The 19,512-nt window shown below is 65.3% G+C and carries 12 protein-coding genes; 10 read left to right on the top strand and 2 right to left on the bottom strand.

What is annotated here, in order from left to right; all coding sequences use genetic code 11:
- Window positions 1–34 precede the first annotated feature (34 nt).
- The 7 genes from U5A52_RS06795 to U5A52_RS06765 all read left to right on the top strand — a co-directional run bounded on the left by U5A52_RS06795 (window position 35) and on the right by U5A52_RS06765 (window position 11,381).
- Entirely contained in the window at window positions 35–1,429 is a 1,395-nt protein-coding gene (locus tag U5A52_RS06795; protein WP_321934332.1) for a NarK family nitrate/nitrite MFS transporter, read from the top strand.
- Window positions 1,430–1,637: 208 nt separating this feature from the next.
- Window positions 1,638–5,372 (top strand): nitrate reductase subunit alpha, encoded by a 3,735-nt coding sequence (locus U5A52_RS06790; RefSeq protein ID WP_321934331.1) that lies wholly within the window; start codon window positions 1,638–1,640, stop codon window positions 5,370–5,372.
- Entirely contained in the window at window positions 5,369–6,922 is a 1,554-nt protein-coding gene (gene narH, locus U5A52_RS06785) for a nitrate reductase subunit beta (protein WP_321934330.1), read from the top strand. The genes U5A52_RS06790 and narH overlap by 4 nt, the downstream gene beginning before the upstream one ends.
- Before the next feature lie 16 nt (window positions 6,923–6,938).
- Window positions 6,939–7,664 carry a nitrate reductase molybdenum cofactor assembly chaperone gene (gene narJ / locus U5A52_RS06780; RefSeq protein ID WP_321934329.1) on the top strand — a complete coding sequence of 242 codons (726 nt, stop codon included), beginning with the start codon at window positions 6,939–6,941 and terminating at the stop codon, window positions 7,662–7,664.
- Window positions 7,661–8,344 (top strand): respiratory nitrate reductase subunit gamma, encoded by a 684-nt coding sequence (gene narI, locus U5A52_RS06775; RefSeq protein WP_321934328.1) that lies wholly within the window; start codon window positions 7,661–7,663, stop codon window positions 8,342–8,344. The genes narJ and narI overlap by 4 nt, the downstream gene beginning before the upstream one ends.
- A gap of 286 nt (window positions 8,345–8,630) precedes the next feature.
- The gene (locus tag U5A52_RS06770) at window positions 8,631–10,640 is read left to right on the top strand and encodes a type IV pili methyl-accepting chemotaxis transducer N-terminal domain-containing protein (protein ID WP_321934327.1); all 2,010 of its coding nucleotides are present in this window, start codon (window positions 8,631–8,633) and stop codon (window positions 10,638–10,640) included.
- A gap of 36 nt (window positions 10,641–10,676) precedes the next feature.
- Window positions 10,677–11,381 carry a response regulator transcription factor gene (locus U5A52_RS06765; protein ID WP_321934326.1) on the top strand — a complete coding sequence of 235 codons (705 nt, stop codon included), beginning with the start codon at window positions 10,677–10,679 and terminating at the stop codon, window positions 11,379–11,381.
- 30 nt (window positions 11,382–11,411) lie between these two features.
- Here U5A52_RS06765 and U5A52_RS06760 read toward each other — a convergent pair whose 3' ends face one another.
- On the bottom strand, window positions 11,412–12,497 hold the full coding sequence (locus U5A52_RS06760) for an AI-2E family transporter (protein WP_158756884.1): 1,086 nt from the start codon (window positions 12,495–12,497) through the stop codon (window positions 11,412–11,414).
- 100 nt (window positions 12,498–12,597) lie between these two features.
- On the bottom strand, window positions 12,598–15,489 hold the full coding sequence (gene uvrA / locus U5A52_RS06755) for an excinuclease ABC subunit UvrA (protein ID WP_321934325.1): 2,892 nt from the start codon (window positions 15,487–15,489) through the stop codon (window positions 12,598–12,600).
- Window positions 15,490–15,676: 187 nt separating this feature from the next.
- Between uvrA and U5A52_RS06750 the strand changes: the two genes are divergently transcribed.
- The 3 genes from U5A52_RS06750 (at window position 15,677) to hcp (ending at window position 19,506) form a co-directional block, all read left to right on the top strand.
- Entirely contained in the window at window positions 15,677–16,885 is a 1,209-nt protein-coding gene (locus U5A52_RS06750) for an MFS transporter (RefSeq protein WP_415765044.1), read from the top strand.
- Window positions 16,886–17,037: 152 nt separating this feature from the next.
- Complete coding sequence (locus U5A52_RS06745; RefSeq protein WP_321934324.1) at window positions 17,038–17,580, top strand: single-stranded DNA-binding protein; 543 nt, start codon at window positions 17,038–17,040, stop codon at window positions 17,578–17,580.
- 258 nt (window positions 17,581–17,838) lie between these two features.
- Window positions 17,839–19,506 carry a hydroxylamine reductase gene (hcp, locus tag U5A52_RS06740; RefSeq protein ID WP_321934323.1) on the top strand — a complete coding sequence of 556 codons (1,668 nt, stop codon included), beginning with the start codon at window positions 17,839–17,841 and terminating at the stop codon, window positions 19,504–19,506.
- The last annotated feature ends 6 nt before the right edge of the window (window positions 19,507–19,512 follow it).

Below are 19,512 nucleotides of genomic sequence, written 5' to 3'. Positions count from 1 at the left end.
CCGCGCGTGCGGCGCCTACTGTACGAGCACAATCATGTCCAAATATCTCCTGACCCAATGGGAACCCGAGAACACCCGGTTCTGGCAGGCTTCCGGCGAGCAGATCGCCACCCGTAACCTCTGGATTTCGATTCCGGCGCTGATGCTGGCGTTCGTGGTGTGGTCGCTGTGGAGCGTCACGGTCGTCAATCTCGACAAGGGCGGCTTCCACTTCACGAAGAACGAACTCTTCTGGCTCACGGCGCTGCCCGCGCTCTCGGGCGCCACGCTGCGCATCTTCTATTCGTTTCTCGTGCCGATTTTCGGCGGCCGCCGCTTCACGGCGATCTCCACGGCGAGCCTCCTGATCCCCGCCGTCGGCATGGGCTTCGCGCTGCGCGATCCGTCCACCTCGTATTCGACGCTGCTCGTGCTCGCCCTGCTGTGCGGTCTTGGCGGTGCGAACTTCAGCTCGTCGATGGCGAACATCAGCTTCTTCTTTCCGAAGGCGCGTAAAGGTTTCGCCACCGGGCTCAATGCCGGTATCGGCAACCTGGGCGTCTCCCTCGTGCAGTTCGTCACGCCGATCGTGATCTCGACGGCTGTGTTCGCGGGCCTGCTCGGCGGCGGCCAGACCTGGATGAAGGATGGCGTCGAGCACAGCATCTGGTTGCAGAACGCGGGCTTCGTGTGGATTCCGCTCATCGTCGTCTCCTCGATTGCAGCATGGTTCGGCATGAACGACATCGCCGATGCGAAGGCCTCGTTCAGCGAGCAGGCCGTGATCTTCCGCCGCGCGCACAACTGGATCATGTGCTTCCTGTATGTCGGCACATTCGGCTCGTTCATCGGCTTCTCGGCCGGCCTCGCGCTGCTCACGAAGGCGGAGTTTCCCGCCATCAACCCAACCGCATGGGCCTTCCTCGGGCCGCTCGCCGGCGCGCTCACGCGCCCCGTCGGCGGCTGGATCTCGGACAAGCTCGGCGGCGCGCGCGTCACGCTCTGGAGCTTCCTCGCGATGATCGTCGCGGTCATCGGCGTGATCGTGTTCCTGCCGGGCGGCGCGCTGGGCGGCGCACAGGGCAGCTTCTGGGGCTTTCTCGCGATGTTCGTCGTGCTGTTCGCGCTCACCGGCATTGGCAACGGCTCGACCTTCCGCATGATTCCCGTGATCTTCCTGACGCAGCATCAACGCGCCGCGAAGGGCAAGGGCGATGCGGCGCAGCACGGCGCGCTCGCCGAAGCGGGCAAGGAGTCGGCGGCGGTGCTCGGCTTCGCGGGTGCGATGGGCGCATACGGCGGCTTCTTCATTCCGAAGAGCTTCGGCACCTCGCTCGACATGACTGGCTCACCCGTTGGCGCGCTCGTTTGCTTCATCGGCTTCTATGTGGTGTGCGCGGCGGTGACGTGGTTGTTCTACGCACGCCGCAACGCGTCCATGCCTTGCTGATCCGGACTGGTTCGGACTAGTCCTTTGGGAGTAGCGCGGCGCACGGGGACTCATCCCAAAGCGCTGCGCGCACTCTCCCCTTGATGAATGGGCAGGCCAGCGCCTGCTCGCCATACTCGGAAACGATACGAGCGCGAGGCGCCACGCGTGCGACGCACGCGAACGGCGACAGGCGATCGATCGATTCCAGCAGCAGTCGGAGAACCTGATGAGTTATTTTCTGGACCGGTTGAAGTTCATGTCGCGCGTGAAGTCGACGTTTTCGAAGGGCCACGGCGCGGTGGTGAACGAGGACCGCAAATGGGAAGACGGCTATCGCAGCCGCTGGCAGCACGACAAGATCGTGCGCTCGACCCACGGCGTGAACTGCACGGGCTCGTGCTCGTGGAAGGTCTACGTGAAGAACGGCCTGATCACATGGGAAACGCAGCAGACCGACTATCCGCGCACGCGCGCGGACCTGCCCAACCACGAGCCGCGCGGCTGCCCGCGTGGCGCATCGTATAGCTGGTACGTGTACTCGGCGCAGCGCGTGAAGTACCCGATGATTCGCGGCCGCCTGGTCGAGATGTGGCGCGAGGCGCGCAAGACGCTCGGGCCGGTTCAGGCGTGGGCCTCGATCGTCGAGGACCCGAAGAAGGCCGCGCACTACAAGCGTGCGCGCGGCCAGGGCGGTTTCGTGCGTGCGGGCTGGGACACGGCCACCGAGATGATCGCGGCGGCCAACGCCTACACCATCGGCAAGTACGGTCCCGATCGCGTGATCGGCTTCTCGCCCATTCCGGCCATGTCGATGGTCTCGTACGCAGCGGGTGCGCGTTACCTGAGCCTGATCGGCGGGGCGTGCCTCTCGTTCTACGACTGGTATTGCGACTTGCCGCCTTCCTCGCCGCAGGTGTGGGGCGAGCAGACCGACGTGCCGGAATCGGCCGACTGGTACAACTCCACGTATCTCATGGTGTGGGGCTCGAACGTGCCGCAAACGCGCACGCCCGACGCGCACTTCTACACCGAGGTCCGCTACAAGGGTACGAAGACGGTGGCCGTGTCGTCCGACTTCGGCGAGATGGTGAAGTTCGGCGACATCTGGCTCGCGCCGAAGCAGGGCACCGACGCGGCGCTGGCGCTCGCGATGGGCCATGTGGTGCTCAAGGAGTTTCACGCCACGGGTAAGTCCGCGTACTTCCGCGATTACGTGAAGCAGTACACCGACATGCCGATGCTCGTCACGCTTAGCCGACGCGACGGCGCGCTCGTGCCGGACCAGTTTCTGCGGGCGTCGCAACTCGCCGCGAATCTCGACGAAGCGAACAACCCGCAATGGAAGACGCTTGCCATCGATGCGGCGACGGGCGACATCGTCGCGCCGAATGGCTCGATCGGATTTCGCTGGGGCGAAGGCGAGCACGATGGCGGCAAGAAGGTGGGCCGCTGGAACCTCGAAATGAAGGACGGCGGCAGCGGCCGCGAGATCGATCCACGCCTCTCGCTCATCGATCAGCATGACGAAGTGGTCGAGGTAGGTTTCCCGTACTTCGGCGGCGAGGAGAACCAAGGCGCCGCGTTGCTCGCGCGGCGCGTGCCCGTGAAGCGCGTGACGCTCGCCGACGGCACGAACGTGCTCGTGGCCACCGTCTACGACCTGCAGATGGCCAACTACGGCGTCGATCAGGGTCTGGGCGGCCCGAACGTCGCGGCCTCCTATGACGACGACGTGCCTTGCACGCCCGCGTGGCAGGAGAAGCACACCACGGTGCCGCGCAAGCTCGTGATCCAGGTGGCGCGCGAGTTCGCCGACAACGCCAACCGCACGCGCGGCAAGAGCATGGTGATCGTGGGCGCGGCGCTCAATCACTGGTATCACAACGACATGATCTACCGCGGCATCATCAACCTGCTGATGATGTGCGGCTGTATCGGCCAGAGCGGCGGCGGCTGGGCGCATTACGTGGGCCAGGAAAAGCTGCGTCCGCAATTCGGCTGGGCGCCGCTCGCGTTCGCGCTCGACTGGTCGCGCCCGCCGCGCCAGATGAACGGCACCTCGTTCTTCTACAACCACACGAGCCAATGGCGTCACGAGAAGGTGAGCGTCGACGAGATCCTCGGCCCGGGCGCCGACCGCGCGCGCTACAAGAATCTCTCGATGCTCGACCTCAACGCGAAGTCCGAGCGCATGGGGTGGCTGCCTTCAGCGCCGCAGCTTGGCGCGAATCCGCTCGACGTGGTGGACGCCGCGCAGCGCGCGGGCGTGCCGCCGGTGCAGTACACGGTGGACCAGTTGAAGTCCGGCGCGTTGAACTTCGCCTGCGACGACCCCGACAACCCCGCGAACTTCCCGCGCAACATGTTCGTCTGGCGCTCGAACATCATGGGCAGTTCGGGCAAGGGCCACGAGTACTTTCTCAAGTACCTGCTCGGCACGCAGAACGCGCTGTTCGGCGACGAGGCCGACGCGATCAAGCCCTCCGAAGTGAACGTGCGCGAAGCGGCCGAAGGCAAACTCGACCTGCTCACCGTGCTCGACTTCCGCATGAGCACGACGTGCCTTTACGGCGATATCGTGCTGCCCTCGGCTACGTGGTACGAGAAGGACGATCTCAACACGTCGGACATGCACCCGTTCATCCATCCGCTTTCGGAGGCGGTGCAGCCGCTGTGGGAGAGCAAGACCGACTGGGAAATCTACAAGGCTATCGCGAAGAAATTTTCGGAGATCGGCGGCGAACATCTGGGCAAGCGCACGGACCTCGTGTGCACGCCGCTCATGCACGACACGCCGGGCGAGCTTGGCCAGGCGTTCGAGCCGAAAGACTGGCGTCTTGGCGAATGCGATCTGATCCCGGGCAAGACCGCGCCTTCGATGACGCTCGTGGAGCGCGACTATCGCGAGATCTACAACAAGTTCACCTCGGTCGGGCCGCTGCTCGAAAAGCTCGGCAATGGCGGCAAGGGCATCAACTGGAATACGGTGCACGAGGTAGGCGAGTTCGCGCAGCTCACGGGCATTCAGCACAACACTGGCGCGGCCGAGGGACGCCCGCGTCTGGAAACGGCCATCGACGCTGCCGAGATGATCCTCACCTTCGCGCCAGAAACCAACGGCCATGTGGCGGTGAAGGCGTGGGACGCGCTCTCGAAGATCACTGGCCGCGATCACACGCACCTGGCCGAAGGCCGCGAGCACGACAAGATCCGCTTTCGCGACGTGCAGGCACAGCCGCGCAAGATCATTTCCGCGCCGACGTGGTCGGGGCTCGAATCGGAAGAGGTGAGCTACAACGCCGGCTATACGAACGTGCACGAGCTGATTCCATGGCGCACGCTCACGGGCCGTCAGCAGTTCTATCAGGATCACCGCTGGATGCTCGACTTCGGCGAGGGCCTGTGCAACTACAAGCCGGCCATCGACACGAAGACGACCGCGCCGATGCTCGGCGCGAAGCCCAACGGCGAGCACGAACTCGTGCTGAACTGGATCACGCCGCACCAGAAGTGGGGCATCCACTCGACCTACTCGGACAACCTGCGCATGCTCACGCTGTCGCGCGGCGGGCCGCACGTGTGGGTCTCGGAGGCCGAGGCGAAGGAGGCGGGTCTCGTCGACAACGACTGGGTCGAAGTGTTCAACGTGAACGGCACGCTCACGGCGCGCGTCGTGGTGAGCCAGCGCGTGCCGCGCGGCATGTGCCTCATGTATCACGCGCAGGAAAAGATCATCAACGTTCCGGGCGCGGAAACGAGCGGCATGCGCGGCGGCATTCACAACTCGGTCACGCGTACGGTGCTCAAGCCCACGCACATGATCGGCGGCTACTCGCAGCTTGCGTACGGCTTCAACTACTACGGCACCGTTGGCAGCAATCGCGACGAGTACGTGATCGTGCGCAAGATGAAGAAGGTCGAGTGGCTGGAAGGCCCGATGAAGGAAGGAGCAGCATCATGAAAATCCGCGCCCAGGTGGCGATGGTCCTGAACCTCGACAAGTGCATTGGCTGCCATACGTGCTCCGTCACGTGCAAGAACGTGTGGACCTCGCGCGACGGCGTCGAGTACGCGTGGTTCAACAACGTCGAGACGAAGCCCGGCATCGGCTATCCGAAGGAGTGGGAGAACCAGGAGAAGTGGAACGGCGGCTGGGTGCGCCACGCGAGCGGCAAGATCGAACCGCGCCAGGGCCCGAAGCTCAAGGTGCTGGCGAACCTGTTCGCGAACCCGAACCTGCCCGGCATCGACGACTATTACGAGCCGTTCACGTACGACTACGAACATCTGCAGAAGGCGCGTCTCTCGCAAACGCCGCCCACCGCACGCCCCGTGTCGGTCATTACCGGCAAGAAGATGGACAAGATCCATTGGGGTCCTAACTGGGAAGACGATCTGGGCGGCGAGTTCTCGTCGCGCAGTCGCGACAAGCTGTTCGAGAACGTGCAGAAGGAGATGTACTCGAGCTTTGAGAACACCTTCATGATGTATCTGCCGCGCTTGTGCGAGCACTGCCTGAACCCGGCGTGCGTGGCGTCGTGCCCCTCGGGATCGGTGTACAAGCGCGAAGACGATGGCATCGTGCTGGTCGATCAGGACAAGTGCCGCGGCTGGCGCATGTGCATCTCGGGTTGCCCGTACAAGAAGATGTACTTCAACTGGAAGAGCGGCAAGGCCGAGAAGTGCATCTTCTGCTATCCGCGCATCGAGGCGGGGCAGCCTACGGTGTGCTCGGAAACGTGCGTGGGCCGCATCCGTTATCTGGGCGTAATGCTCTACGACGCGGACCGCATCAGCGATGCAGCATCGGTTCAATCGACACAGGATCTGTATCAGGCGCAGCTCGATGTGTTCCTCGATCCGCACGATCCCGCCATCCAGGCCGAGGCGCGCCGCCAGGGCGTGCCGCAAAGCTGGCTCGACGCGGCTGTGCGCTCGCCCGTGTACCGCATGGCGCTCGAGTGGAAGATCGCGTTTCCGCTGCATCCCGAGTACCGCACGCTGCCGATGGTCTGGTACGTGCCGCCACTCTCGCCGATCCAGTCTGCTGCGGACGCGGGCCATATCGGCATGGACGGCGTGATTCCCGACGTGGCGAGCCTGCGCATTCCCGTGCGCTATCTCGCCAACCTGCTCACCGCCGGCGACGAGAAGCCCGTGATTTCAGCGCTCGAGCGCATGCTGGCGATGCGCGCGTACAAGCGCACACAGACCGTGGACGGCGTGAACGACAACGCGGTCCTCGAGCGCACGGGCCTCACGCCCGTGCAGGTCGAGGACATGTATCGCACCATGGCGATTGCGAACTACGAGGACCGCTTCGTCGTGCCGTCGTCGCACAAGGAAATGGTCGAGGACTCGTTCAACGAGAAGGGCAGTTGCGGCTTCTCGTTCGGCAATGGGTGCTCGGGCGGCGTTTCGGAGGGCTCGCTGTTCGGCTCGAAGGTCGAAGGCAGCGTGGTGTACGTCGATATGCCGAAGTCGCGTCGCAAGACGCCTTCGCAAGCTTGAGCGGGAGGACATTGTCATGTCGATTTATCCGGTTCTCTCCGCGCTGCTCGATTATCCCGAGCAGCCCTTGATCGACGCACTCGACGAGATCGAGGCCGCACTCGAGGCCGTGCCGAAGGGCGGCTGCGCGACGCACGAACTCGCGCCGCTCATTGCGGCGCTGCGTGAGCGCTCGCTGGTCGAGTCGCAGGAAGCGTACGTGGCCACGTTCGATCGCAATCCTCGCCACTCGCTGCATCTGTTCGAGCACGTGCACGGCGAGAGCCGCGCGCGCGGCCAGGCGATGGTCGATCTGCTCGACGAATACCGTAGCCACGGCCTGGACGTCGCGACGAACGAACTGCCCGACTACGTGCCGCTCTTTCTCGAAGTGCTCGGCCTGATCGACGAGGACGAGGCGAGCGCGCTGCTTGGCGAGGCGATCCATGTGCTCGCGGCGCTCGGCAATCAGCTCGAAACGCGCGCAAGCCCCTATGCGGGCATTTTTGCGGTGCTGTGCGAGCTGAGCGATGTCGAGCCGCTGCCGCTCGTGGGCGCGCCCGTGCGCGACATGGACGAGGCGCTCGAACGCTTCGGCACCGGCGCGGACGGCGTCGAGCCGCTGATGCACGCGTTCGGCGCGAGCCATTCGCCGCAGGTCGTTCAATTCCACCCGCGAGCGGAGTACGCAGCGGCCACCGCGAGCACTTCGACTGACTGCGCGGCGGCTTGCGCGCCTGACTGCGCAAAGGAATCGCCATGAACACGTTCAATCAGTTTTTGTTCGGCATCTATCCGTATATTGCCGCCGCCATCTTCCTGTTCGGCAGCCTCGCGCGCTTCGAGCGCGAGCAGTACACGTGGAAGGCGGACAGCTCGCAAATGCTCTATCGCGGGCATCTGCGCCTCGGCAACATTCTCTTTCACGTCGGCGTGCTTGGGCTCTTCTTCGGGCATCTGTTCGGTCTGCTCACGCCTGTTGCGGTGTGGGACTGGCTCGGCGTGCCGCATGCAGTCAAGCAGCTCGTGGCGATGGTCGCGGGCGGCGTGATGGGCTCGATGTGTCTGGTGGGCCTCTCGATCCTGCTGCACAGGCGGCTTTCGAACGCGCGCGTTTCGGCCGTCACTCGCGTGGGCGACAAGGTGCTGCTGTTGTGGCTGCTCGTCACGCTGCTGCTCGGGCTCTCCACCATCGGCGAATCGGCGAGTCATATGGACGGCGCGATGATGGTGCGGCTCATGACCTGGGCGCAGCACATCGTCACATTCCGCGGCGACGCCGCGAGCTACATAGCCAGCGCGCCGCTCATCTTCCGCCTGCACCTGTTCATGGGCATGACGCTGTTCGTGATCTTTCCGTTCACGCGGCTCGTGCACGTGTGGAGCGGCTTCGCCTCCATCACCTATCTCTCGCGCGCGTGGCAACTCGTGCGCAGCCGCTAGCGCCGACGCTAGCGGCCGGCGTTTGCCTCTGGACGGCCGTGGGGATCGGTCGTTCTTCGCGGGGAGCGAGCCACACTCGCATTCCCCGCTTTTTTCCCGATACGGGCAGGCCCGGGGACGGCGCATCTCGCGAGGCCGGGACTCGCCCGGGAAGGCCGACGATCTGACGCATAGTGTCGCAGTTGCCCGCCTGGACCGCGACTTAGCGCAAGATCGGCCTCGCTCCGTCAGATAATGCAGGGTATAGGCACCGCCGTTTCGGCGCGGCCGATCCCCGGTACCGGCCATGACTCCGTCTTCCGATTCCGCCACCGCTTCCGTCTCGTCTGCCAGCTTTTCCGGTCCGCAGGCCGCGCCGTTCCCGAAGCGGCTCTCGACGCGCATCGTCGTGCTTTCCACGGTTGCGCTCGCGCTCGTGCTCGCGATGATCAGCGGCACGCTCTGGCTGTCCTGGCAGCTCGAAGGCGGCGGCGCGGCCATCAACGATGCGGGCAGCCTGCGCATGCGCGCGAACGCCGTGGCGATCGCGCTGTGGGAAGCCCGCACGGGCAAGCCTGCGCAAGTCGACGCCCAGTTGCATCAGCTCGACGAGACGCTGCGTGAACTGCGCGACGGCGATCCGGCGCGGCCGCTCTTTCTTCCCGCGGATGCGGGCATCCACGCGCAGTTCGAACGCGTCGCGACAGCGTGGGACGAGGCGCTCAAACCCGCTGCGCTGCGCGAGCTCTCGGCCAGCGGAGGCGAGCCCTCGACGTACATCGGCCTGCTGCCCGGCTTCGTCGACGAGGCGAACCGGCTCGTCAGCCTGATCGAGCGCGAGAACGCGCGCAAGACCGCGTGGCTGCGCATTTCGCAGGTCGTGCTCGCGGCGCTTTCTTGCGTGGGCACGCTGGCGATCGTCTATCTGCTCTACCAGTGGTTCGTGGCGCCCGTGCAGCGCTTGCAGGACGGGCTCGCGCGCATCGAGGCGCGCGAGTTCGACACACGGTTGCCGGTCGAAACGTACGACGAGTTCGGCCATCTCGCGCAAGGCTTCAACCGCATGGTTGCGGAGCTGCAAGCGCTGTACCGGGACCTTGCCGCGCGCGTGGACGCCAAGACCGCGCAACTGGCGGCGCAAAACCGCGAACTGGCCACGCTCTACGAGATGGCGGCGTTCCTCAACACGCCGGGCGCGGCGGAAAGCGTATGCCACGATTTCCTTACGCGCGTGATGCGCGAATTCGACGCCGACGGCGGCACGGTGCGCGTCGTTTCGCCTGACGACGGCAATCTGCATCTGCTTGTTTCGGAGGGCATGCCCGAATCGATTACACGTGCGGAGCAGTGCATGCCGGCGGCGGACTGCACGTGCGGCGGCGCGACGGCCGAGGTGCCGGTCGTATTCGGCCTGATGGGGCAGCCTGGCGCGCCGGCGGGCAGCAAAGAAAGCGGCGAGAGCGGCGCAAGCAGCGCCTTCACGCAGCGCTGCCTGAAGGCGGGCTTCGTGAGCGTCGCGGTGTCGGCCATCGTCGCGCAGAACGAGACGCTCGGCACGTTCTCGCTGCACTTCCGGCGCGAGCGGGAGATTCCGCCGTCGGGCGTCCAGTTGCTTCAGACGCTCGGCCGTCACCTCGGCGTCGCGCTCATGAACCGGCGGCTCGTGGCGCTCGGGCGTCAGCTCGCCGTATCCGAGGAGCGCAATCTCGTCGCCCAAGGGCTGCACGACAGCATCGCGCAAGGCCTGAGCTTCCTGAAGATGCAGGTGCATCTGCTCGACGGCGCGGCGCAGCGGGGCGACCTCGGCGAGATTCGCGAGATCGTGCCGCTGCTTGCGGGCGGCGTGGAAGAAAGCTACGACGACGTGCGCGAGTTGCTGCTGAATTTCCGCACGAAACTCGCGCCAGGCAAGCTGCGCCTCGCGGTGGAGGACACCGTAGCGCGCTTTCGCCGCCAGTCGGACGCCGAACTGACGCTCGACTATCGCGACGAAGACGGCCCGCCGCTGCCGCCCGACCAGCAATTGCAGGTGCTGTTCGTGCTGCAGGAGGCGCTCTCGAATGCGCGCAAGCACTCAGAGGCGCTGCACGTGCAGGTGAGCGTCGTGAACGCTCGCGACTTCCGCCTCACGATCGAGGACGACGGTGTGGGCTATGATCCCGCCGAAATCGCCTCGCGCGGCGAATCGCACGTGGGCTTTCACATCATGCGTGAGCGCGCGAGGCGTCTTGCCGCCGTGCTCGCGCTGGAAAGCGCGCCGGGGCGCGGCACGCGCGTCGAACTGGTCCTGCCCGCCGCAAGCCGCATGGCCGCGTGAAGGTGGCCGAAGACATCGCGACACGACAACGAACCCATGACCATACGTATCCTGCTCATCGACGATCACACGCTCTTTCGCTCGGGCGTGAGCGCGCTCCTGCAGCGCCAGCCGGACCTGGAAGTGGTGGGCGAGGCGTCGGACGGCGTGGAGGGCGTCAAGCGCGCGAAGCAGCACTTGCCCGACGTCGTCCTGCTCGACCTGAACATGCCGGGCCTCTCGGGGCTCGAAACGCTGCAACTGCTCGTGGAAGACCTGCCGGACACGGCGGTCGTCATGCTCACCGTCTCCGAGGAAGCCGACGAACTCACGGCGGCGATGCGCGCGGGCGCGCGCGGCTTCCTGCTCAAGAGCATCGACGCCGACGCACTGGTGGCGGCGATCCGCAAGGCCGCGAGCGGCCAGCCGGTCATTACCGAGCACATGACGGCGAAGCTCGTGGAGCAGATGCGCAAGCCGGCACAATCGGCCGGCGCGACTGGCGCACAGGGTTCACCCGGCGGCGCGCGCGCAAGTGCGGAGACACTCACGGCGCGCGAGCGCGACATCGTGCGCGAGCTGGCGCGCGGGGCGAGCAACAAGGAGATTGCGCGCACGCTCGACCTGGCGGAGAGCACGGTGAAGATTCACGTGCGCAACATTCTGCGCAAGCTGGGTCTCACGAGCCGCGTGCAAGTGGCGATCTACGCAATCGAGCACGACGGCATGACCGACGTGCCCGCCGAGCCGCGCGGGCGCTGAAGGCCGCGCGCGGGCTTGGGACAAGGCGGCTCAGACGAGCCGCAGATAGATGAGTTCGCGCTTGATATACGCGTAAAAAATAGGCGCGGCAATCACGCCCTGAATGCCGAACGCGGCTTCCATCACGAGCATCGCGACGAGCAGTTCCCACGTGCGCGCCTCGATCTGGCCGCCCACGATGCGCGCATTCAGGAAGTACTCGAGCTTGTGGATCAGGATGAGGAACACGAGCGCCGTGACCGCCGCGGGCAGGCTCACGGTGAGCGCGATGGCGACGATCAGCGTGTTCGAGATCAGGTTGCCGATTACGGGCAGGAGGCCGACCACGAAGGTCACCACGACCAGCATCTTCGCGAGCGGCAGCGGCGCGTGAAACACCGGCAGCGCGAGCAGGAGGAAAAGGCCGGTGAACACCGTGTTGATGGCCGAAATTTTCACCTGCGCGAACACGATGCGGCGGAAGGCGTCGGCGAAACGCGCCACGCGTGTAACGAACGCCGTGGAAAGCGGCAGCCGCGTGGCGTTCTTTTGCGCGCCAATGGCGATGATCGCGCCGATGATCATGCCGATCACGATATGCCCGAAGATACGCGCGGCATTCTTGCCGCCCTGGCCGAGCTGGGTGGCGTGCTCGTGCATGAGCGCAAGGGCCTTGAGCTTCATCTGCGCGACGTCCACGGGCAGATAGGCGGCAATGGATTCGGGAATGCGTCCGCGCGCCTGGTCGACGAACGTCATCATCTGCGCCATGACCTTCTGCACGCTCGGCACGTCGCTTTCGAACTGCTCGATCACGCCCACGGTGAGCCCCGTGAGGATGCCGACGATCACGATGGAAACCAGCACCACCGAGAGCCAGCGTGCGCGGCTGCTCGACATGCGCCGCTCGATGAGCGGCGAAATGGTATGGACGAGCTGGAAGACGAGCATGCCCGCTAGCAGCGCGCCGAGCAGGTTCAGGTGCAGCACCGCCAGCATGCCGGCGAGCGCGGCCACATAGCTGCCGATCTCCACTGCCGAAAGTTTCGGCAGGCTCATGTCGCTCGTGAGCCTGACCGGCCTTGGCCGCAGGTCGCGCACCTGTTTATCTTCTGTCGCTTCGTTGCGCTTGACCATGTTGGGTGTATTCCGTCTCCAAACTTCGGGGGCGCACGCGCCCCCGACCCGTTGTTGCTGCAGCTATTTCTACTGCTAAATTTCCGGTCCGCTTAGCGGGTCATTGCCCCGACGCCGTGTCCAGCGCGGCAATCTGGCGCTTGAGCAGCGGCGCGAGATAGCGGCCCGTGAAGCTTGCCTTCGATTTCGCCACCTGTTCGGGCGTCCCCTGGGCCACGATCTGCCCACCGCCCGCGCCGCCTTCCGGTCCCATGTCCACGACCCAGTCGGCGGTTTTGATTACATCGAGATTATGCTCGATGATGACCACCGTGTTGCCCTGATCGCGAAGCCGATGAATCACTTCGAGCAAAAGCGCGATGTCGTGGAAGTGCAGGCCGGTGGTCGGCTCGTCGAGTATATACAGCGTGCGGCCCGTGTCCCGCTTGGAAAGTTCGAGCGAGAGCTTCACGCGCTGCGCCTCGCCGCCCGAAAGCGTGGTGGCCGACTGGCCAAGGCGGATATAGCCCAGGCCCACGTCCAGCAGCGTCTTGAGCTTGCGCGCCACCACCGGGACCGCCTTGAAGAACTCGTAGGCGGCTTCGACCGTCATGTCGAGCACTTCGCTGATGTTCCGGCCCTTGTATTGAATCTCCAGCGTTTCGCGGTTGTAGCGCTTGCCGTGGCAGACGTCGCAGGGCACGTACACGTCGGGCAGGAAGTGCATTTCCACCTTCAGCACGCCGTCGCCCTGGCAGCTTTCGCAGCGTCCGCCCTTCACGTTGAACGAGAAGCGGCCCGACTCGTAGCCGCGTTCCTTGGCGGCCGGCACGCCCGCGAACAACTCGCGGATGGGCGTGAAGAGGCCCGTGTAGGTGGCCGGGTTCGAGCGCGGCGTGCGGCCGATCGGCGATTGGTCGACGTTGATGACCTTGTCGAAGTGCTCCATGCCCTCGATCGCCTCGAACGGCGCCGGCTCCGCCGACGATCCATACAGATGCTGCGAGACGGCGTGATAAAGCGTGTCGTTGATGAGCGTGGACTTGCCCGAGCCCGAAACGCCCGTCACGCAGGTGAGCAGGCCGACCGGCAGGTCGAGCGTGACGTGCTTGAGGTTGTTGCCGTAGGCCTCGACGATGCGCAACTGGCGCTCGCCGGGCTCGATGCGCTCGTCGGGATAGTCGATGCGGCGCGCGCCCGAGAGGTACTGGCCCGTCATCGAGGCCGGATCGTGCTCGACTTCGCCGGGCGTGCCTTGCGAAATCACCATGCCGCCGTGCTCGCCCGCGCCCGGGCCCATGTCGACCACGTAGTCGGCCATGCGGATCATGTCCTCGTCGTGCTCGACCACGATCACGGAATTGCCGAGATCGCGCAGATGCTTGAGCGTGGAGATCAGGCGGTCGTTGTCGCGCTGATGCAGGCCGATGGACGGCTCGTCGAGCACGTACATTACGCCCGTCAGGCCCGAGCCGATTTGCGAGGCGAGGCGGATGCGCTGCGCCTCGCCGCCCGAAAGCGTCTCGGCGCTGCGTTCGAGCGAGAGATAGTCGAGCCCGACGTTGTTCAGGAACATGAGGCGCGCGACGATTTCCTTGACCACCTTGTCGGCGATCTCGCGCTTGGCGCCTTCGAGGCGCAGCGTCTGGAAGTAGCCGAGCGTGTCGCGCAGCGGCCAGCCGCTCACTTCGTAAATGGCGCGTGCCTCATCACCCGAGCCGATGCGCACGAAGCGCGCTTCACGGCGCAGGCGTGTGCCTTCGCAGTGCGGGCAGGCCTGGTTGTTCTGGTACTTCGACAGCTCCTCGCGCACGGCGGCCGAGTCGGTCTCGCGGTAGCGGCGCTCGAGGTTCGGGATGATCCCTTCGAATACGTGCTCGCGCACCGACGTGCGGCCGCGCTCGTTGATGTACGAGAACGGAATCTCCTGCTTGCCCGAGCCGTAGAGCAGGATCTTGCGCACTTTCTCCGGCAGCTCCTCGAACGCGGTGTCGATGTCGAAGTCGTAGAACGCGGCGAGACTCTGCAGCATCTGGAAGTAGAACTGGTTGCGCCGGTCCCAGCCCTTCACCGCGCCCGCCGCGAGCGAAAGGGACGGGTGCGCCACCACGCGCTTCGGATCGAAGAACGTGATCTGGCCCAGGCCGTCGCACTCGGGGCACGCGCCCATCGGGTTGTTGAACGAGAAAAGGCGCGGCTCCAGCTCCGGCAGCGAATACGAGCAGATCGGGCAGGCGAACTTCGAGCTGAACAGGTGCTCCTTGTTCGTGTCCATTTCGAGCGCGATGGCGCGGCCGTCGGCTAAGCGCAGCGCGGTTTCGAACGACTCCGCGAGGCGCTGCTTCATGTCGGGGCGCACCTTCAGGCGGTCCACCACGACGTCGATTGTGTGACGCTCGCTCTTCTTGAGCTTGGGCAGCGACTCCACCTCGTAGATCTTCGCTTCCCCTTCGTTGGCCGTGCCGCCGCCCGAGCGCACCCGAAAGCGCACAAAACCTTGCGCCTGCATGTCGTCGAAGAGCTCGGCATGCTCACCCTTGCGGTCCACGATCACGGGCGCGAGGATCATCAGCTTCGTTTCTTCGGGCAGGGCGAGCGCGGCGTCCACCATCTGCGAGACGCTTTGCGACTCCAGCGGAATCTCGTGGTCCGGGCAGTAGGGCGTGCCGATGCGGGCGTACAGCAGCCGCAGATAGTCGTGGATCTCGGTGACGGTGCCGACCGTGGAGCGCGGATTGTGCGACGTCGCCTTCTGCTCGATGGAGATAGCCGGTGACAGACCCTCGATCAGGTCGACGTCGGGCTTTTCCATGAGCTGCAGGAACTGGCGTGCGTAGGCCGAAAGGCTTTCCACGTAGCGGCGCTGGCCTTCCGCGTAGAGCGTGTCGAAGGCCAGTGAGGACTTGCCCGAGCCCGACAGCCCGGTGATCACCACGAGCTTGTGGCGCGGCAGGTCCAGATTGACGTTCTTCAGGTTGTGGGTTCGGGCCCCACGGATACGGATCTGTTCCATGAACCTGCGGGAGAAAGGGAAACCAAACCTGCTACTATAACGACTTTTCCAGACCGCCGTTACGGCTTGCTGACGGTCTTCGAAAGGGCCCGGAGCGGCAAGTGCAAGGGCCTCGAAAGAGGCGCGTCAGGGAGCGTCCCGGTCAACAAACGTGCGGGCACTTGCGGTCCAAACACATAACGCTCCGATGTCCTCCAATTCACCCGCTACATCCTCACGCATGAGCGCGCCCGAGTTGCGCGCGACCGTATCGCTCGCGGCGATTTTCGCGCTGCGCATGCTCGGTCTTTTCATGATCATGCCGGTGTTTTCCGTCTACGCGAAAACCGTTCCCGGCGGCGACAACCTTCTGCTGGTCGGCATCGCGCTCGGCGCGTACGGCGTCACGCAGTCGCTTCTCTATATTTTCTACGGCTGGGTGTCGGACATGGTGGGCAGAAAGCCCGTCATCGCCGCCGGCCTCGTCATTTTCGCGATCGGCAGCTTCGTCGCGGCGGGCGCGCACGACATGGTGTGGATTATCGTCGGCCGCGTGATTCAGGGCATGGGCGCCGTTTCTTCGGCGGTGCTGGCGTTCATCGCCGACCTGACCGCCGAGGAGCACCGCACCAAGGCCATGGCGATGGTGGGTGGCTCGATCGGCATGTCGTTCGCCGTGGCGATCGTGGGCGCGCCGATCGTGTTTCACTGGGTCGGCATGAGCGGCCTGTTCGCGCTGGTTGGCGTGTTCTCGATTCTGGCGGTGGGCGTGGTGATCTGGGTCGTGCCCGACGCGCCCAGCAAGCCCGTGCACGTGCGCGCGCCGTTTGCCGAGGTGCTGCACAACGTGGAACTGCTGCGCCTGAACTTCGGCGTGCTGGTGCTGCACGCCACGCAAACGGCGCTTTTTCTCGTCGTGCCGCGCCTGCTCGTCGACGCGGGCCTGCCGGTCGCGTCGCACTGGAAGATCTATCTGCCGGTCATGGGCCTCGCGTTCGTCTTGATGGTGCCGGCCATCATCGTCGCGGAGAAGCGGGGCAAGATGAAGGCCGTGCTCGTTTCTGCGATCGGTCTTATCCTGATCGGCCAGCTTCTGCTCGGCTCGCTTGCGCATACACTTGTCATCGTGTCGGCCGTGCTGTTCGTGTACTTCCTCGGTTTCAACATTCTGGAGGCTTCGCAGCCTTCGCTCGTCTCGAAGCTGGCGCCGGGCAACCGCAAGGGCGCGGCCACGGGCGTGTACAACACCACGCAGTCGATCGGGCTCGCGCTCGGCGGCGTGGCGGGCGGATGGCTCCTCAAGCACGACGGCGCGAGCGCCGTGTTCTACGCGTGCTCGGGGCTCGTCTTGTGCTGGCTTATAATCGCGGCCAATATGAAGGCGCCGCCCAGGCGGGCTGAAGCCAAACGCGCTTAAAGCCAGGCGGGCCTGAGTTAGAACCAACGGTTCACAGCAACGCAATTCGCGGAGGCGGTCCGCGACCGGGGTAGGCGCTCGAAACACATCGGGCGCTCGCCGGCGCGAACCGCGCGGCCGCTCCTCGCAACGGAATCAAACAGGAGAAATTCATGGCATCCGTGAACAAGGTGATCCTCGTCGGCAACCTCGGCGCCGAACCGGAAGTGCGCTATCTGCCTAGCGGCGACGCCGTGGCGAACATCCGCCTCGCGACCACCGACCGCTACAAGGACAAGGCGTCCGGCGAGTTCAAGGAAATGACCGAATGGCACCGCGTGTCGTTCTTCGGGCGTCTGGCCGAGATCGTATCGGAGTACCTGAAGAAGGGCTCGTCGGTGTATATCGAAGGCCGTATCCGCACGCGCAAGTGGCAAGCGCAGGACGGCACCGACCGTTACTCGACGGAAATCGTCGCCGACCAGATGCAGATGCTGGGCGGCCGCAGCGGCGGCGCCTCGGCGGGCAGTGACATGGGCGACGACGGCGGCTACAGCCAGCAGTCGGCTCCGCGCGGCGGTGGCCGTGCGTCGGGCGGTGGCGGCGGCGCGCCGCGTTCGAGCGGTGGTGGTGCGGGCGGCGGCGCAGGCGGTGGCCGTTCGAGCGCGCCGGCTGGCGGCGGCTTCGACGAAATGGACGACGATATTCCGTTCTAAAGCGTCCAGGCGTATCTGCTGGGCCTGAAGCCCCGGCTCGACCGCAAGGTCGGCCGGGGCTTTTCATTGGCTTGTACGAACCGGGCGCCGACCTGCGACGTTTTCGCACACGCAGCCACTTCCTCGCCTGAAGCGACACGTTTTCTGATTTTTGTCACGGCAGAACTCCCGCCGGCGCGTCACCATTTAAAAGATGCATGAAATTTGCATCTTACAAGACTGCTCGCGCCGTCACCCCACAAGGAAAAGGAGAAAGCCGTGTTTTGCTATCAATGTGAACAGACCGACCGCACCCAGGCCACCCCGGGGTGCGCCTCGGCCAAGGGCAACTGCGGCAAGGACGCTACGACTGCGGATCTGCAGGACCTGCTGATCTACGCAGCCAAGGGCATCGCCCAGTATGGAGCGCTCGCGCGCGGCCTCGGCAGCCCCGATCGCGAAGCCGACCGCTTTATGCTCTACGCGCTGTTCACGACGCTCACCAACGTCAACTTCAACGCCAGCCGTTTCGTGGCGATGCTGCGCGAAGCCGCGCAACACCGCGATCGTGTGAAGTCGACCTACGAGGCGCACGCGCTCGCACAAGGCGTTGCCGTTGCGCAGCCGGGCGGCGCAGCGCTCTGGCAACCGGGCAACGATCTTGCCGAACTGCAGGCACAGGCTGCGCTCGTCGGCATCAAGGCCGGGCTCCCGAAGGCGGGCGAGGATGTCGTGGGCTTGCGCGCGCTCGTGCTCTACGGCCTCAAGGGCGTGTGTGCCTACGCTCACCATGCGCGCGTGCTCGGTTACGAAAGCGAGGAAGTCTACGCAGGCGTCGAAGCCGCGCTCGTGTTTCTCGCGAGCGAACCGACGCAGGCCGGCGACCTGCTCGAACACGCGCTCGCGCTCGGCAACCTGAACCTGAAGGTGATGGAACTGCTCGACGCGGCGAACACGGGCCGCTTCGGCATGCCAGAACCCACCGCCGTGCGCGTGACGCCGGCCGCGGGCAAAGCCATCCTGGTTTCGGGCCACGATCTCGGCGATCTGGAGGCGCTGCTCGAAGCGACGCAGGGCACCGGTGTGCAGATCTACACGCACGGCGAAATGCTGCCCGCGCACGCTTACCCGAGGCTCAAGGCGTATGCGCATCTCGCAGGTAATTACGGCGGCGCCTGGCAGGATCAGCAAGCCGACTTCGCGAACTTCCCCGGCCCGATCCTGATGACGTCCAACTGTCTGATCGAGCCGCTGCCGCAGTACCGTCAGCGCATCTTCACGACGGGCCCGGTGGGCTGGGCTGGAGTGCGCCATCTCGAGCACCACGCGTTCGCGCCGGTCGTGCAGGCCGCGCTCGCGCTGCCGGGCTTCCGCGAAACGGCGCCGCAGGAAACCATCACCATCGGCTTTGCGCGCAACACGGTGCTCGGCGTGGCCGACAAGGTGATCGACGCCGTGAAGGCCGGCCAGATCCGCCACTTCTTCCTGATCGGCGGCTGCGACGGCGCCGCGCCTGGCCGCAACTACTACACGGAGTTCGCGCAGGGTGCGCCGAGCGACACCGTCGTCATGACGCTCGGCTGCAACAAGTACCGCTTCAACCGTCACGAGTTCGGCGACATTGGCGGCATTCCGCGCCTGCTCGATCTGGGCCAGTGCAACGACAGCTACTCGGCGATCCAGATCGCCATCGCGCTCTCGAAGGCCTTCGACTGCGGCGTGAACGATCTGCCGCTCACGCTCGTGGTGTCGTGGTTCGAGCAGAAGGCGGCCGCGGTGCTGCTCACGCTGCTCGCGCTCGGCCTGCGCAACATCCATCTCGGACCGACGCTGCCCGCCTTCCTCACGCCGAACGTTCTCGACATTCTCGTCAAGCAGTTCGGCATCTCGCCGATCGGCGACGCGCAAGCCGACCTGAACGCGGCGCTCGCGCGCAAGGCCGCTTGAGCGCGG

The sequence above is a fragment of the Paraburkholderia sp. J8-2 genome, from assembly GCF_905220195.1.
Classification (GTDB): Bacteria; Pseudomonadota; Gammaproteobacteria; order Burkholderiales; family Burkholderiaceae; genus Paraburkholderia.
Note: the sequence above shows the minus strand (reverse complement) of the source record. Positions and strands in the feature narration are given on the sequence as shown.

Bases quoted from the DNA above. Each gene is read 5' to 3' on its own strand.
- U5A52_RS06795 (WP_321934332.1), top strand. From the start codon at position 35: ATGTCCAAATATCTCCTGACCCAATGGGAACCCGAGAACACCCGGTTC.
- U5A52_RS06790 (WP_321934331.1), top strand. From the start codon at position 1,638: ATGAGTTATTTTCTGGACCGGTTGAAGTTCATGTCGCGCGTGAAGTCG.
- narH (WP_321934330.1), top strand. From the start codon at position 5,369: ATGAAAATCCGCGCCCAGGTGGCGATGGTCCTGAACCTCGACAAGTGC.
- narJ (WP_321934329.1), top strand. From the start codon at position 6,939: ATGTCGATTTATCCGGTTCTCTCCGCGCTGCTCGATTATCCCGAGCAG.
- narI (WP_321934328.1), top strand. From the start codon at position 7,661: ATGAACACGTTCAATCAGTTTTTGTTCGGCATCTATCCGTATATTGCC.
- U5A52_RS06770 (WP_321934327.1), top strand. From the start codon at position 8,631: ATGACTCCGTCTTCCGATTCCGCCACCGCTTCCGTCTCGTCTGCCAGC.
- U5A52_RS06765 (WP_321934326.1), top strand. From the start codon at position 10,677: ATGACCATACGTATCCTGCTCATCGACGATCACACGCTCTTTCGCTCG.
- U5A52_RS06760 (WP_158756884.1), bottom strand. From the start codon at position 12,497: ATGGTCAAGCGCAACGAAGCGACAGAAGATAAACAGGTGCGCGACCTG.
- uvrA (WP_321934325.1), bottom strand. From the start codon at position 15,489: ATGGAACAGATCCGTATCCGTGGGGCCCGAACCCACAACCTGAAGAAC.
- U5A52_RS06750 (WP_415765044.1), top strand. From the start codon at position 15,677: ATGTCCTCCAATTCACCCGCTACATCCTCACGCATGAGCGCGCCCGAG.
- U5A52_RS06745 (WP_321934324.1), top strand. From the start codon at position 17,038: ATGGCATCCGTGAACAAGGTGATCCTCGTCGGCAACCTCGGCGCCGAA.